We start from the raw sequence: 16,474 nt of genomic DNA, 5'->3' as shown, positions 1-16,474 counted from the left end.
ATCCGCTTTCAGGTGCCATTGGCCGGGAGGGTCAACGGCAGCAACCGCGCGGTATTGCGGGCATCTTCCAGCGCGCGGTGCTGCTGACCGCTGAACTGCAGGCCAGCCAGTTGCAAGGCGCCGTTGAGGCCGAGTGGCCGTTGCAGTTGACGCGTCTTGGCGAAGCGTTGCTTGAGGTTGATATGCGGCAGGTCGGCGAGCACGCTGTGCAACTGATGCAACTGCCACTCCTGCAGCAATTGCTGACGGTCATAGTCGCCCCAGCTGACCCAGGCCTGCAGATGCCCGCGATGATGGCCGATCCAGCGTTCGAACTGTCCCCACACTTCACCGAAGGAAGCGGCCGCATCGACATTGGCCTGGCTGATATGCGTCAGCTCACGGCAAAAAGGTGTCAGTTGCGGGCGCCGCCGTGGTTTGACGAAGCGCTGGAAATGATCGACCTCTCGGCCCTGCCGATTGACCAGCGTCGCACCGATTTCGATAACTTCCATATCCGTGACCGGCCAGCCCCCATCGTCTGTGGTTGCTTCCAGGTCGATCACCAGCCAATGCCCCATAGTAGGCTCCCTTGCAAGACTCGCTAGAGCGTAGCCAAACTTCAACGCTTGGGGTATCCCCTGGCCTTTTGCCGGTAACTGGAATTTGGCACAATCGATGGTTGTACAGCGCCAGGAAAACGCCTAGTTTAGGCGGATTCCGGTTAAAACCCGCAAAGAGTGTGTTGCTTTGACTCCAACGCCCATGCCACAGGCCGTGTCTTTCCTGTTCATGCTCGCCACCTTGTGGCTGGCGTCGCCGGTGCAGGCATTCGAGGAAATCGAGGTCAAGGTCGGTGCCGCGCATTTCCCTCCTTATACTGTGCGTCCCGAGAAGGGCGCCGAGACCGGGCTGTTGCCGCAATTGGTCGAGGCTTTGAACAACACCCAGCAGCACTACCGTTTCGTCCTGGTACCTACCTCGATTCCGCGTCGATTCGGCGATTTCCGCCAGGGGCGCACCGACATGGCGATTTTCGAGAACCCGCAGTGGGGCTGGAAGGACATCGACCATGTAGCGGTCGATATGGGCCTGGAAGATGCCGAGGTATTCGTCACCCATCTGCAACCAGACCGTGACGAGCGCTATTTTGCCGACCTCAAGGGCAAGCGTCTGGCCCTGTACAGCGGTTATCACTATGCCTTTGCCGATTTCAATCCGGACCCGCAATACCTCGCCGATCACTACAACGCGACCTTGACCTATTCCCACGACAGCAACCTGCTGATGGTTCAGCGTGGTCGGGCCGACGTCGCCCTGGTGACCCGCTCCTACCTCAGCGATTTTCTCGCGCGCAATCCGGGCAGCGTCGGCAAATTGCTGACCTCCCAGCGGGTCGATCAGGTCTATCACCATTACGCTTTGTTGCGCCCCGGCGCACCGATCAGTGGCCCGGCCTTTGCCGGTCTGCTGCAACAGTTGCGCGACAAGGGCGAACTGTTGCGGATCTTCCAGCCTTACCGCATCAGCGTCAGCACCCCTGAGGCAAACTAAATTTCCCCCGGGCGGCCACGTTCACAAAGGTGAGCATTTTTCCTTCGTGAGCCAAGACCATGCCCTTCGACACTGCTTCGCAAACGTCATCCTTGCCCCGCTGGCGTAGCCTGGACGCCGATGAAAGTGACTGCCACCTGAACCTTGTGCTAGAAGGCAGCCCGTTGATCCGGGTGCGCCTGGTGCGGGGTGAAACGCTGCACGTCCACCTTGAAGAGTTTGCCCACGAGCGGCCACAGCAAGCGTTGTGGGCAGCATGCTATTGGCTGTTCGCCCGCGACCCTGGTTGCCAGCGTCTGACCTGGCACCTGAGTCCGGCACCGGCCGACGCGCTGCTCAGCGGTTTGCTGGTCGAGCAAGCCCAGAACGGGGTGTACAGCTGTGAAAGGACGCAGTTCTGGCAATTGCCGCAGCCCTGGTTAGGCCAGGCGTTTGCCGGTGTCTACCCGCAACAGATGCAGATCACCGAAGGCAAGCGCCATCCGCGCCGCGCGCCGAAACCACGGGGTGAGGTGTATCGTCGTTTCGATACCCGCCTGGGGGCCTGGGTGTCGCTGCGTACCCTGGAAATCGATAGCGATCTGGAGCGTTTCAACCGCTGGCAGAACAACCCGCGGGTCCTGAATTTCTGGCAGGAGGGCGGCAGCCTCGAACAGCACCGTGACTACCTGAACAAGCTGCAAGCCGATCCTCACAGCCTGACGTTGATCGGTTGTTTCGACGATCAGCCATTCGCCTACTTCGAAGCCTATTGGGCCAAGGAGGACCGCATCGCTCCTTTCTATGCCGTCGATGACTATGATCGTGGCATTCACATGTTGGTCGGTGAAGAGCATCAGCGTGGGCCGCACAAGGTTGCCAGCTGGTTGTCGGCCCTGGTTCACTACCTGTTCCTCGACGACCCGCGCACCCAGCGGGTGGTGGCCGAGCCGCGTGCCGACAACAGCAAGATGATCGGCTACATGCACGATCAGTGTTTTCATTGCGAGAAGGAATTCGACTTCCCGCATAAGCGCGCGGCGTTGATGATCCTGGGGCGGGAGCGGTTCTTCGAGCGTTGCAAGCTGGGGTGATCTGCACGCTGCAAGTTGCGAGCAGGGAATGCGCAACTTGCAGCCTGAGGCGCTTAAGTCCTCTGATTTGAAACTTTGCGGCAATGCACCATGGCGTCGCGGATCATGAAGTTGACCAGGGTCGGCGAGACGCCCAGTTCTTTGGCGATGTCTTTTTGTGCAACGCCGTGCAGGCGGTACATCTCGAAGGCATAGCGTGTGCGCTGCGGCAGTTCGTTCAACGCATCGGCGATGTGTTCCAGGGTGGCGAAGTTGATGTGCGTGGCTTCGGGCGAGGCGCCTTGGACAACCACGTTCAGGCCTTCTTCTTCGCTGCCGGAGTACTTGAGCTCCATGGACTGCTTGCGATAGTGGTCGATGGCCAGGTTGCGCACGATCTGGAACAGGTAACTCAGCTGGGCCTTGAACGAGGAGGTGATCTGCGGCGCGGAGCTGAGCCGAAAAAAAGCGTCCTGCACCACATCTTCAGCGCGGGAGCGGCAGCCGGTGATGCGCGCGGCGATCTTCACCAGAATGCTGCGATTGTCGACAAACGCCTGGAGTAACGGTGAATCGCACTTACCTGTGGATAGTTGTTCCGCCATGGAAATCACCTTGTCTCTAAGAGGGAGGGGGAGCACTCCAAGCCGGGAGGCTTCCTACGACGTGCGACAAACTATTCTTAATGATAATTGTTGTCAAATGAGAAAAGTAATTAATGCCGGGGTGGTTTGGTTATAAGTCCGAGCCTGTGATCCACTTCAAAAAAGCCATCGCCCCGCGCCCCGCCCAAGCTGCAGCCAACGCTTAATTATTTGCCCTGGCCATCCGTTCCTCTGTGTACATCACCCGGCGCTCGGCAGGCGCAACGTGCAAGCGCATAGCCGCTACGCGCCACTGTCGAGCCCTGATTTCACGTACAGACTCTGGCAGGAACCCTCCCATGACGGACGCCTTCGAACTCCCGGTTACGCTGGTCCAGGCACTGGCACAACGTGCTGCGCAAACCCCGGAGCGGGTTGCCTTGCGCTTTCTGGCCGACGACCCGCAAGAGGCGGCGGTGCTGACCTACCGGGAGCTGGACCTGCGTGCGCGGACCATTGCCGGTGCCTTGCAGGCGCGTACGAGCTTTGGTGATCGCGCCATCCTGCTGTTTCCCAGCGGAGCGGATTACGTAGCCGCCTTCTTTGGCTGCCTGTACGCCGGGGTCATTGCCGTTCCGGCATACCCGCCGGAGTCTGCCCGTCGTCATCACCAGGAACGCCTGCTATCGATCATCGACGACGCCGAACCGCGCCTGCTGCTGACCACCAGTGCCCTGCACGGCAGCCTGCAGGCCCTGGAGGTGCTGGCCGAGGAAGCTGCGCCGCAGCTGCTGGCGGTCGATCATCTGGACGCAGCACTGGCCGATGCCTGGCAGGTACCCGCGCTGCAAGCCGACGACATCGCCTTCTTGCAATACACCTCCGGGTCCACGGCGTTGCCCAAGGGCGTGCAGGTCAGCCACGGCAATCTGGTGGCCAACGAGGTGCTGATCCGCCATGGCTTCGGCATCGACCTCAACCCCGACGATGTCATCGTCAGCTGGCTGCCGCTGTATCACGACATGGGCCTGATCGGCGGTTTGCTGCAACCGATCTTCAGCGGCGTGCCTTGCGTGCTGATGGCCCCGGCCTACTTTCTCGCCCGGCCACAGCGTTGGTTGCAGGCGATCAGCGACCATGGCGGCACCATCAGTGGCGGCCCTGACTTTGCCTATCGGCTGTGCAGCGAGCGGGTCAGCAGTGCGGCGCTAGCCAGGCTCGACCTGAGCCGCTGGCGGGTGGCCTATTCCGGTTCCGAGCCGATCCGTCAGGACAGCCTCCAGGCCTTTGCCGAGAAGTTCGCTGACTGTGGTTTCAGCGCCCAGAGCTTTTTTGCCAGCTATGGCCTGGCGGAGGCAACCCTGTTTGTCAGCGGCAGTAGCCGTGGCCAGGGTATTGCTGCGCTGACCCTGGATGCCGGTGCCCTGGCACGCAACAGCGCCGAACCTGGCCATGACTCGGTGCAGATGAGTTGCGGGCGCAGCCAGCCCGGGCATGGCGTGCAGATCGTCGATCCGCAGCAAATGACGGTGCTGGGCGACAATCAGGTTGGCGAGATCTGGGCCTGCGGTCCGAGCATTGCCAAAGGCTACTGGCGCAACCCGCAAGCGACTGCGCAGACCTTTGTCGAACAAGGCGGACAGACCTGGTTGCGCACCGGCGACCTGGGCTTTGTCCGTGAGGGGGAGTTGTTTGTCACCGGCCGGCTCAAGGACTTGCTGATTGTACGGGGTCACAATCTCTACCCGCAGGATCTGGAGAAGACCCTGGAGCGTGAAGTCGAGGTCTTGCGCAAAGGCCGGGTGGCGGTGTTTGCCGTCGATGACCAGGGCGAGGAGGGCATCGGTGTCGCCGTCGAAATCAGCCGTAATGTGCGGAAGATCGTCAGCCCGCAAAGCCTGATCAAGACCTTGCGTCAGGTCATTGCCGATGCCTGCCAGCAAGCCCCGGCGGTGGTCCTGCTGCTCAACCCGGGGGCATTGCCGAAGACTTCCAGTGGCAAGCTGCAGCGTTCTGCCTGCCGGCTGCGGATCAATGATGGCAGCCTCGACTGCTATGCGCGTTTCCCGGATGCCCAGCAGCCGGTGGCGGTCGCGCAAGCGCTACAAGGCAACCCGTTGCACAGTCTGATCGCGCGCTTGTGGTGCGAGCAACTGGGCGTGGAGCAGGTCGCCGACGATGACCATTTCTTCCTGCTTGGAGGCAACTCGATTGCCGCCACCCAGCTAACCGCCCGCCTGGGTGATGAACTGGACCTGCAGTTGAGCTTGCGCGTGCTGTTCGATGCGCCGCTGCTGGGTGATTTCTGCAGCGCTGTCGCCGCTGCGCAGCAGGCGGGCGTGGCGCAGGGGGCGATCGAGCGCCTCGCCCGTGCCCAGGCGTTGCCGCAGTCACTGGCGCAAAATCGCTTGTGGCTGCTCTGGCAACTGGAGCCGCAGAGCGCCGCCTATAACATTCCGGGGGCGCTGCGTTTGCGCGGCGAGCTGGACCAGGCGGCGTTGCAGTCCAGCTTTCAGGCCCTGGTCGAGCGTCATGAATCTCTGCGTACGGTGTTTGCCGAGATTGATGGTCAGGCGCTGCAGCGTATCCTGCCAGCGCTGGAGCTCACTGTGCAGCAGCTGGACCTGAGCGACCTCGACAGCGAAGCAGTACTGGCGCGACGTGAAGCCGAAGCGCAGCAACCGTTCGATCTGCAAGCCGGTCCATTGCTGCGGGTGACCCTGGCGCGCCTGGACAGCGAAGCGCATCAGCTGTGGGTCACCATGCACCACATCATTGCCGATGGCTGGTCGATGAACATCCTCATCGACGAATTCTCGCGTCTGTACGCCGCCCACTGCCAGGGGCAGCAGGCCGAGTTGCCGGCATTGACCCTGGACTATGCCGACTATGGCAGCTGGCAACGGCAATGGCTGGCCGAAGGTGAAGCCGCGCGGCAACTGAGCTACTGGCAGACACAACTGGGCGATGAACAGCCGGTGCTCGACCTGGCCACCGACCACCCGCGTTCCAGCCAGCAGCACAAGTCGGCCGCACGCCTGAGCCTGCGGGTGCCGGCGGCGTTGACCGAGGCGCTGCGCAGCACCGCCCGCCAGCACGACAGCACCCTGTTCATGATCCTGTTGGCCGGTTTCCAGAGTCTGCTGCACCGCTACAGCGGGCAGGCCGATATCCGTGTCGGGGTGCCTAATGCCAACCGTCCACGCCTGGAAACCCAGGGGCTGGTCGGTTTTTTCATCAACACCCAGGTCCTGCGTGCCCGGTTCACCTCGCGCCTGTCGTTCGCCGACCTGCTGGCCCAGGTCCGCCAGACAACCCTGCAGGCTCAGGAACATCAGGATCTGCCCTTCGAACAATTGCTGGCGGCCTTCCCGGATGCCCGCGAACAGGGCCTGTTCCAGGTCATGTTCAACCACCAGCAGCGCGATCTGAGTGCTTTGCGCCGCCTGCCCGGGCTGCTCGCCGAAGAACTGCCATGGCACAGCCGCGAGGCCAAGTTCGACCTGCAACTGCACAGTGAGGAAGATCACCAGGGGCGCCTGTCGCTGTCCTTCGACTACGCCAGCGAGCTGTTCGACGCCGCCAGCGTGCAGCGTCTGGCCGCACACCTGCTGAGCTTGCTGGAGCAGGTCTGTGCGCTGCCGACGTTAGCGATCGGCGACCTGCAACTGCTCGATGCGCAAGCGCGTGAGCAACTGCTGCAGTGGGGGCAGGCACCGGCGCCTGCAGCGCAACAGTGGGTCGTCGAGCAACTCAATGAGCAGGCACGGCTGACGCCGCAGCGTACTGCGCTGGTGTGGGAGGGCGGCGCGCTCGACTACGCCGGCATGCACCAGCAGGCCAACCGCCTGGCCCATTATCTGCGCGACAAGGGCGTCGGCCCGGATGTCTGCGTGGCGATTGCCGCCGAACGTTCGCCGCAGTTGCTGATCGGTGTGCTGGCGATTCTCAAGGCCGGTGGCGCCTATGTGCCGCTGGACGTCGATTACCCGGGCGAACGCCTGGCTTACATGCTCGCCGACTGTGGTGCGAGCCTGTTGCTCAGCCACAGCGAGGTGCTGGAGCGCCTGCCGCAAGTGGATGGGGTCAGTGCCATTGCCATGGATCAGCTCAATCTCGACAGCTGGCCGTGCCAGCCACCGGGGCTGCACCTGCACGGCGATAACCTCGCCTATGTGATCTATACCTCCGGCTCCACCGGGCAACCCAAGGGCGTCGGCAACACCCATGCGGCACTGGCCGAACGTCTGCAGTGGATGCAGGAACGCTATGCGCTGGATGAGCACGACGTGCTGATGCAGAAAGCGCCGATCAGCTTCGACGTTTCGGTCTGGGAGTGCTTCTGGCCGCTGGTCAGCGGCTGCAAACTGGTACTGGCAGGCCCCGGCGAGCACCGTGATCCGCAGCGTATTGCCGCGCTGGTGCGCGAGCATGCCGTGACCACCTTGCACTTTGTTCCAGCCTTGCTGCAGGTCTTTGTTCAAGAGCCGCTGGCGGCGAGCTGCACCAGTTTGCGCCGTCTGTTCTCCGGCGGTGAGGCGTTGTCTGCGGCACTGCGTGACCGGGTGCTGCAAGTGCTGCCGCAGGTGGCGCTGCATAACCGTTATGGCCCGACCGAAACCGCGATCAACGTCACTCACTGGCAGTGCAGCGAGGCCGATGGCACGCGCTCGCCGATTGGCCGGCCGCTGGCCAACGTCGTTTGCCGGGTTGTCGATGATGAGTTGCAGCTCACTGCCCCGGGCGTTCCGGGCGAGCTGCTGCTCGGTGGGGCCGGGCTGGCACGCGGCTATCTCGGCAGGCCGGGGCTGACCGCCGAACGTTTCGTGCCGCACCCGGAAGGTGAAGGCCAGCGCCTCTACCGCAGTGGTGACCGGGCGCGCTGGGTGGCGTCGCTGGGAGCCCTGGAGTACCTGGGCCGGCTTGACCAGCAGGTGAAACTGCGCGGCTTTCGCGTCGAGCCTGAGGAAGTGGAGGCCTGTCTGCTCAGCCAGCCAGGTGTTGAGCAGGCGCTGGTGCTGATTCGCCAGACCGTCGCCGGGGCGCAACTGGTTGGCTATTACAGCGGCGTGGAAAACAATGCCGGACTGTTGGCGGCATTGGCAGAGCAACTGCCGGCCTATATGGTCCCGGCGTTGTTGATGCACCTGGCGCAGATGCCCCTGGGCCCAAGCGGTAAGGTCGAGCGCAAAGCGCTGCCGGAACCGCTCTGGACCACCCGTGAACACATCGAACCGAGCACCGCGCTGCAACAGCAGATCGCGGCGATCTGGCGCGAAGTGCTGGGGCTGCAACAGGTCGGCCTGCAGGACGACTTCTTTGCCCTCGGCGGCCATTCGCTGCTGGCGACCCAGATCATTTCCCGCACCCGCCAGGCGTGCAACGTCGAGTTGCCGCTGCGGGTATTGTTCGACGCCACCGAGCTGGGCGCATTTGCCCGCGAGGTCGAACGTATCCAGCACAGCGGCGCGCACAACCTGCAGGGCGAGATCGCGCGGATCGATCGTCGCCAAGCCGTGCCGTTGTCTTACTCCCAGCAACGCATGTGGTTCCTCTGGCAGATGGAACCGGACAGCCCGGCCTACAACGTCGGCGGTATGGCCCGACTGCGTGGGGTGCTGGATGTCAGCCGCTTCGAGCAGGCCTTGCAAACCCTGATCGTGCGCCATGAGACCCTGCGCACCACCTTCCCGAGCATCGACGGTGTGCCATACCAGTGCGTGCACAGCGACAGCATGCTGCAAATGCACTGGCAGGACTTTTCCGCCGACAGCCCTGCCCAGCGCGAGCTGCGCCTGCAGGCCTTTGCCGATGAGCAGGCGCATCAATCCTTCGACCTGGAGCGCGGCCCGTTGCTGCGTGCGTGGCTGGTCAAGGCCGGCGAGCACGAGCACTATTTTGTCCTGACCTTGCACCACATCGTCACTGAAGGCTGGGCCATGGACATCTTCGCCCGCGAGCTGGGCGAGCTGTACGAAGCCTTTGTCGATGAGCGTGAATCGCCGCTGCCGGCGTTGCCGGTGCAGTACCTGGATTACAGCGTCTGGCAGCGCCAATGGCTGGAAGCCGGTGAAGGCCAGCGTCAGCTGGATTACTGGAAAACCAAACTCGGTGATGAGCATCCGGTGCTGGAGCTGCCCACCGACCGTCCACGGCCAGCACTGCAAAGTCACCGTGGCGAGCTCTATCGCTTTGACCTCAGCCCGCAACTGGCGACGCGGGTTCGCGCCTTCAATGCCGAGCGCGGCCTGACCCTGTTCATGACCATGACGGCAACCCTGGCGGTGCTGCTCTATCGCTACAGCGCACAGCAGGACCTGCGCATCGGCGCGCCGGTGGCCAACCGTATCCGTCCGGAAAGCGAGGGGCTGATCGGCGCCTTCCTCAACACTCAGGTGCTGCGCTGCCAGCTCAATGGGCAGATGCGCGTCGCTGAGCTGATCGATCAGGTCCGCCAGACCGTGATCGAAGGCCAGTCGCATCAGGACCTGCCGTTCGATCAACTGGTCGAAGCCTTGCAGCCTGCGCGCAGCACCGCCTACAACCCGTTGTTCCAGGTGATGTGCAACGTGCAGCGCTGGGAGTTCCAGCAGAGCCGGCAATTGTCGGGCATGCAGGTGGACTACCTGGTCAACGACGCCCGGGCGACCAAGTTCGACCTCAACCTGGAGGTCACCGACCTTGACCGGCGTCTGGGCTGCTGCCTGACCTACAGTTGCGACCTGTTCGACGAGCCGCGCATCGCGCAGATGGCGGCACACTGGCAGAACCTGCTGACGGCCATGCTCGATAATCCCGAGCAGCGTCTGTGCGAGTTGCCGATGCTGGCTAGCACTGAACAACAGCAACTGCTTAATAGCCTCGAAGGCGACCTTGATGCAGACCTGGAGCAGACCATCGAAGGCCAGTTCAGTGCGCAAGCGGCGCGTCAGCCACAGGCCCTGGCGCTGACCTTTGCCGGTCAGCACCTGAGCTTTGCCGAGCTGGACGCCCGGGCCAACCAGTTGGCCCGGGTCCTGCGCAAACGCGGTGTAGGCCCGCAGGTACGGGTAGGCCTGGCGCTGGAGCGTTCACTGGAGATGGTCGTGGGCTTGCTGGCGATTCTCAAGGCCGGTGGCGCCTATGTGCCGCTGGACCCGGAGTACCCGCTGGAACGCCTGCACTACATGATCGAAGACAGTGGCATCAGCCTGTTGCTGGCGCAGCGCAGCCTGTTCGCGGCGTTGGGTGAACTGCCGGGCCAGGTCGATCGCTGGAGCCTGGAAGACGATGGCCCGGCGCTGGCCAATGTCAGTCGCGAGCCGCTGGCCACACAGAGTCTGCCGGGCCATCAGGCCTACCTGATCTACACCTCAGGCTCCACCGGAAAACCCAAGGGAGTGGTGGTCAGCCGTGGCGAGATCGCCATGCATTGCCAGGCGGTCATCGAACGTTTCGGCATGCGTAGTGACGACTGCGAACTGCACTTCTATTCGATCAACTTTGACGCCGCTACCGAGCGCTTGCTGGTGCCGCTGCTGTGCGGCGCGCGGGTGGTCTTGCGCGCTCAGGGACAGTGGGACGCCGAAGAAATCTGCACCTTGATTCGCGAACAGCAGGTGTCGGTTCTCGGCTTTACCCCGAGCTATGGCAGCCAACTGGCGCAGTGGCTGGCCAGCCGCAACGAGATCCTGCCGGTACGCCTGTGCATCACCGGTGGCGAAGCCCTGACCGCTGAGCACCTGCAGCGGATCCGCCAGGCGTTCACGCCACAGCAGTTCTTCAATGCCTATGGACCGACCGAAACCGTGGTCATGCCGCTGGCGTGCCTGGCACCGGAACAATTGCCAGCCGGTGCCGGTAGTGTGCCGATCGGCAGCGTGGTCGGTGCCCGAGTGGCTTACATTCTCGATGCCGATCTGGCGCTGCTACCCCAGGGTGGCATTGGTGAACTGTATGTCGGCGGCGCCGGCCTGGCCCAGGGTTACCATGAGCGACCGGGGCTCAGTGCCGAACGCTTTGTCGCCGACCCGTTCAGTACTCAAGGCGGGCGCTTGTACCGTACCGGCGACCTGGTGCGTCAGGGCACCGATGGGCTGGTCGAGTACGTTGGCCGTATCGACCATCAGGTGAAGATTCGTGGTTTCCGTATCGAACTGGGGGAAATCGAGACGCGCCTGCTGGAGCATCCGGCGGTTCGCGAGGCAGTCGTGCAGGCCCTGGACATGCCGGGCGGCAAACAGCTGGTCGGCTACCTGGTCTGCGATCAGGCTCATGGCGATAGCGCTGTGCAGGCTGCGCTGCGTGATGCACTGAAGGCTCAGCTTCGACTGCACCTGCCGGACTACATGGTGCCCAGCCATCTGGTGCTGCTTGAGCAGATGCCACTGATGGGCAATGGCAAGCTTGACCGCCGTGCCCTGCCAGCGCCTGATCTGGAACACGGACGTGAGCACTATGAAGCACCGCGCAACGCGCTGGAGCAGCAGCTGGCCAACCTCTGGCGCGATGTGTTGAACGTGCCGCGGGTCGGCTTGCAGGACAACTTCTTCGAACTGGGCGGTGACTCGATCCTGTCGATCCAGGTGGTCAGTCGTGCGCGTCAGGCAGGGCTGCATTTCACCCCGCGCGATCTGTTCCAGCACCAGACCATCCAGACCTTGGCCAGTGTGGTGCGCCGCAGCGACGACAACCCGGTCGATCAAGGGCCACTGAGCGGTCGCGCGGCGCTGACGCCGATCCAACACTGGTTCTTCGACAGCGATGTAGCGCAGCCCCAGCACTGGAACCAGGCGGTATTGCTGGCGCCGGCCGAACCTCTGACGCCCAAGGCGCTGGAGCAGGCCTTGCAGCAACTGGTCGAGCATCACGACGCGCTGCGCCTGCGCTTTAGCACGCAGGATGGCCAATGGCGGGGCGACTATCTCCAGGGTGAAAGCCGCGAGCTGCTCTGGCAGGTATCGGTCAACAGTTTTGCCGACTGCCAGCCGCTGTACAGCGATGTGCAGCGCAGCCTGGACCTGGGCAACGGTCCACTGCTGCGGGCGTTGCTGGTCGAAGACGCCGAAGGTCAGCAGCGCTTGCTGTTGGCGATCCATCACCTGGTGGTCGATGGTGTGTCGTGGCGGGTGCTGCTTGAGGATTTGCAGGCGCTTTACCGTGGCCAGGCATTGGCGGCGAAAACCCGCGCCATGAGCGATTGGGCCACACGCCTGCAGGCCTATGCTGGCAGTGATTCACTGCGCGACGAACAGCACTGGTGGCAGACCCAACTGAGCACGGCTCACCGTGAACTGCCATGCGACCATCCGCAAGGGGCGAACCTGCACAAGCAGGCGCACACCCTGAGCTTGCGCCTGGATGCCACACAGACCCGGCAACTGCTCAAGGAAGCACCAGCGGCCTACCACACCCAGGTCAACGACCTGTTGTTGACCGCCCTGGCCCGGGTGCTGTGCCGCTGGAGCGGTGACACCTCGGTGCTGGTGCAACTGGAAGGCCATGGCCGGGAAAACCTCTTCGAGGACATGGGCCTGACCCGCAGTGTCGGCTGGTTCACCAGTGCCTATCCATTGAGCCTGAGCCCTGCAGCTGATGCCGGAACGTCGATCAAGGCAATCAAGGAACAACTGCGCCAGGTGCCGCATAAGGGGCTGGGTTACGGTGTGCTGCGTTACCTCGCCGATACTGCGGTACGCGAAAGCATGGCGGCGTTGCCGCAAGCGCGGATCACCTTCAACTACCTCGGCCAGTTCGACCAGCAATTCCAGGCCGATGCGCTGTTCCAGCCGGTGGATGAAGCGGCCGGCGAGGCCCATGACCTGGAGGCGCCGCTGCCCAACTGGTTGACTGTCGATGGCCAGGTCTACGCCGGTGAATTGCAGCTGCGCTGGACTTTCAGCCGTGAGCGCTATGAGCAACGCACCATTGAACAACTGGCCGAGGCATATAAAACCGAACTGCTCGGCTTGATCGAACACTGCCTGGCTCCTGGAAATGGCAGCTTCACGCCGTCGGACTTCCCCCTGGCGCAACTGACCCAGGAGCAGATCGACAGCCTGCCCGTGCCTGCGGCGCAGATCGACGATGTGTACCCACTGACGCCCATGCAGGAAGGGCTGTTGCTGCATACCCTGCTTGAGCCCGGCACCGGCATCTACTACATGCAGGACCGCTACCGGATCAACAGCGCCCTCGACCCGCAGCGCTTTGCCCAGGCCTGGCAAGCGGTGGTTGCGCGCCACGAAGCCCTGCGTGCGTCATTCAGCTGGAACGCTGGCGAAGCCATGCTGCAGATCATCCACAAACCGGGCGGTACTGCGCTCGACTATCTGGACTGGACCGACATCAGCGAAGTCGAGCAGGAAACGCGCCTGCAGGCCCTGCACAAGCGGGAGCGCGAAGCAGGCTTCGATCTGCTGCAACAGGCGCCGTTCCACTTGCGCCTGATTCGCATCGGAACAGACCGTTACTGGTTCATGATGAGCAACCACCACATCCTCATCGATGCCTGGTGCCGCTCGTTGCTGATGAACGATTTCTTCGAGCTGTACATGGCCCTGGGCGAAGGCCGCGAGGCGCAGTTACCAGTGCCGCCGCGCTACCGCGACTACATCAGCTGGTTGCAGCACCAGGACCTCGACGCCGCGCGTCAGTGGTGGCGCGACAACCTGCAGGGCTTCGAGCGCAGCACCGCGGTGCCGAGCGACCGGCCGCTGCTGCGTGATCATGGCGCCGAGAACGCCGGGATGATCGTCGGTGACTGTTACACCCGCCTTGATGTGACTGAAGGGGCGCACCTGCGTGAGCTGGCCCAGGCCCATCAGTTGACCGTCAACACCTTTGCCCAGGCGGCCTGGGCGCTGGTATTGAGCCGTTATAGCGGCGAGCGCGACGTGCTGTTCGGGGTCACCGTGGCCGGTCGTCCGGTGAGCATGCCGCAGATGCAGCGCACGGTCGGGCTGTTCATCAACAGTATCGCCCTGCGCGTGCAACTGCCGGTGGCGGGTCAGCGTTGCAGTGTGCGCCAATGGCTCAAGGGCCTGTTCGAACGCAACATGGAGTTGCGCGAATACGAGTATCTGCCGCTGGTGAGCATTCAGGAATGCAGTGAGCTGCCCAAGGGCCAGCCATTGTTCGACAGCCTGTTCGTGTTCGAAAACGCCCCGGTGGAAGTCTCGGTACTGGACCGTGCGCAACACCTGAATGCCAGCTCCGATTCCGGTCGCACCCACACCAACTTCCCGCTGACTGCAGTCTGCTACCCCGGCGATGACCTGGGGCTGCACCTGTCGTTCGATCAGCGCTATTTCGACACCTCGACAGTCGAGCGCTTGCTGGCCGAGTTCAAGCGTCTGTTGCTGGCCCTGGCCGATGGTTTCCACGGCGACATGAGCGAGCTGGCGTTGCTGGGTGAACAGGAGCGCCGTTTGCTGTTGGAAGACTGCAACCGCAGCGAACGGGATTACCCGCTGGAGCAGAGTTACGTAGCGCTGTTCGAGGCGCGGGTCGCTGCCCATCCGCAGCGTACTGCCGCACGGTGTCTGGAGCAGTCGATCAGCTATGCACAGCTCAATCGCCAGGCCAACCGCCTGGGGCATGCGCTGGTGGCTGCCGGGGTGAGTATCGACCAGCCGGTGGCGCTGCTGGCCGAGCGCGATTTGCCGTTGCTGGGGATGATCGTCGGCAGCTTCAAGGCGGGTGCCGGGTACTTGCCGCTTGATCCGGGCTTGCCGACGGCGCGCCTGCAACGCATCGTCGAACTCAGCCGTACGCCAGTGCTGGTCTGCAGTCAGGCCTGCGCCGAGCAGGGCCGCGCGCTGCTGGATGAGCTGGCCTGCGCGGGGCGGCCGAAGTTGCTGGTCTGGGAGCAGGTGCAGAACGCCGAGCTATCCGAGGTCAACCCAGGCATCTACAGCGCCCCGGACAACCTCGCCTACGTGATCTACACCTCCGGCTCCACGGGCTTGCCGAAGGGCGTGATGGTCGAGCAGCGCGGCATGCTCAACAACCAGTTGAGCAAGGTGCCGTACCTGCAACTGGACGAGCACGACGTGATTGCCCAGACCGCCTCGCAGAGTTTCGACATTTCCGTCTGGCAGTTCCTCGCCGCGCCGTTGTTCGGTGCTCAGGTGGCGATTGTGCCCAACAGCATTGCCCACGATCCCCAGGGCCTGCTTGAGCACGTTCAGGCTTGCGGGATCACGGTGCTGGAAAGCGTGCCGTCACTGATCCAGGGCATGCTCGCCAACGAGCATCAGCAACTCGACGGCTTGCGCTGGATGCTGCCAACCGGGGAGGCGATGCCACCCGAGCTGGCGTCGCAGTGGCTGCAGCGCTATCCGCAGATCGGCCTGGTCAATGCCTACGGCCCGGCGGAATGTTCCGATGACGTGGCGTTCTTCCGTGTCGATGTGGCCTCGACTCGCGGCAGCTATCTACCTATCGGGACGCCGACCGACAACAACCGCCTGTACCTGCTCGGTGACGATCAGCAACTGGTGCCACTGGGGGCCGTCGGTGAACTCTGTGTGGCCGGTACCGGCGTCGGGCGCGGCTATGTCAGCGACCCGCTACGCACCGCCCTGGCATTCATTCCGCATCCATTCGGGGCAGCGGGCGAACGCCTGTACCGCACGGGTGACCTGGCGCGGCGCCGTCCGGATGGTGTGCTCGAATACGTCGGGCGTATTGACCATCAGGTGAAGATCCGTGGCTACCGTATCGAGCTGGGTGAGATCGAAGCGCGCCTGCATGAGCAGGCCGAGGTGCGCGACGCAGCGGTGGGGGTTCAGGAAGGGGTCAATGGCAAGCATCTGGTGGGCTATCTGGTGGCCAGCGATGTGGCAGCGGACAGCAGTGTACTGCTCGAGCTGATCAAGCAACGGTTGCGTGCTGAACTGCCCGAGTACATGGTTCCGCTGCACTGGGCCTGGCTCAAGCAACTACCGCTCAATGCCAGCGGCAAGCTCGACCGCAAGGCGCTGCCAAGCGTTGATTTCGCCGCTCAGCAGAGTCAGGACTTCCTCGCTCCGCGCAACGAACTGGAGCAGACCCTGGCGACGATCTGGGCCGAGGTGCTCAAGGCCGGGCAGGTCGGGGTGCGCGACAACTTCTTCGAGTTGGGCGGCCACTCCCTGCTGGCTACGCAGATCGCTTCGAGGGTGCAGAAGGCGCTGCAACTGAACGTGCCGTTGCGGGCGATGTTCGAGTGCAGCACCGTTGAGGCGCTGGCGAGCTACGTGGAAGGCCTCAAGGCCAGTGAGCTGAGCGACGACAAGGTCGACCGGCTCAGTGACCTGATGGCTGAGCTTGAGGCGCTATAGG

The 16,474-nt window shown here is 63.2% G+C and carries 5 protein-coding genes; 3 read left to right on the top strand and 2 right to left on the bottom strand.

Going from position 1 to position 16,474, the window contains the following annotated elements; genetic code table 11:
* Positions 1–8: 8 nt before the first annotated feature.
* Positions 9–560, bottom strand: coding sequence for a 3'-5' exonuclease (locus tag PSAKL28_RS18305; protein ID WP_038613167.1), 552 nt, complete (start codon positions 558–560; stop codon positions 9–11).
* Between the two features lie 169 nt (positions 561–729).
* On the opposite strand from PSAKL28_RS18305, the gene PSAKL28_RS18300 reads away from it, so the two are divergent.
* The gene (locus PSAKL28_RS18300; protein ID WP_038613165.1) at positions 730–1,533 is read left to right on the top strand and encodes a substrate-binding periplasmic protein; all 804 of its coding nucleotides are present in this window, start codon (positions 730–732) and stop codon (positions 1,531–1,533) included.
* 59 nt (positions 1,534–1,592) lie between these two features.
* Complete coding sequence (locus PSAKL28_RS18295) at positions 1,593–2,606, top strand: GNAT family N-acetyltransferase (protein ID WP_038613163.1); 1,014 nt, start codon at positions 1,593–1,595, stop codon at positions 2,604–2,606.
* Between the two features lie 53 nt (positions 2,607–2,659).
* On the opposite strand, the gene PSAKL28_RS18290 is transcribed toward PSAKL28_RS18295, so the two are convergent.
* On the bottom strand, positions 2,660–3,190 hold the full coding sequence (locus PSAKL28_RS18290; protein ID WP_038613161.1) for an RNA polymerase factor sigma-70: 531 nt from the start codon (positions 3,188–3,190) through the stop codon (positions 2,660–2,662).
* Positions 3,191–3,528: 338 nt separating this feature from the next.
* Here PSAKL28_RS18290 and PSAKL28_RS18285 point away from each other — a divergent pair, with 338 nt between their 5' ends.
* Entirely contained in the window at positions 3,529–16,473 is a 12,945-nt protein-coding gene (locus PSAKL28_RS18285; protein WP_038613159.1) for a non-ribosomal peptide synthetase, read from the top strand.
* Position 16,474 lies beyond the last annotated feature (1 nt).

This window comes from Pseudomonas alkylphenolica, assembly GCF_000746525.1.
Lineage (GTDB): Bacteria > Pseudomonadota > Gammaproteobacteria > Pseudomonadales > Pseudomonadaceae > Aquipseudomonas > Aquipseudomonas alkylphenolica.
Note: the sequence above shows the minus strand (reverse complement) of the source record. Positions and strands in the feature narration are given on the sequence as shown.

Coding starts and splice junctions, on each gene's coding strand:
- PSAKL28_RS18305 (WP_038613167.1), bottom strand. CDS start 560: ATGGGGCATTGGCTGGTGATCGACCTGGAAGCAACCACAGACGATGGG.
- PSAKL28_RS18295 (WP_038613163.1), top strand. CDS start 1,593: ATGCCCTTCGACACTGCTTCGCAAACGTCATCCTTGCCCCGCTGGCGT.
- PSAKL28_RS18290 (WP_038613161.1), bottom strand. CDS start 3,190: ATGGCGGAACAACTATCCACAGGTAAGTGCGATTCACCGTTACTCCAG.
- PSAKL28_RS18285 (WP_038613159.1), top strand. CDS start 3,529: ATGACGGACGCCTTCGAACTCCCGGTTACGCTGGTCCAGGCACTGGCA.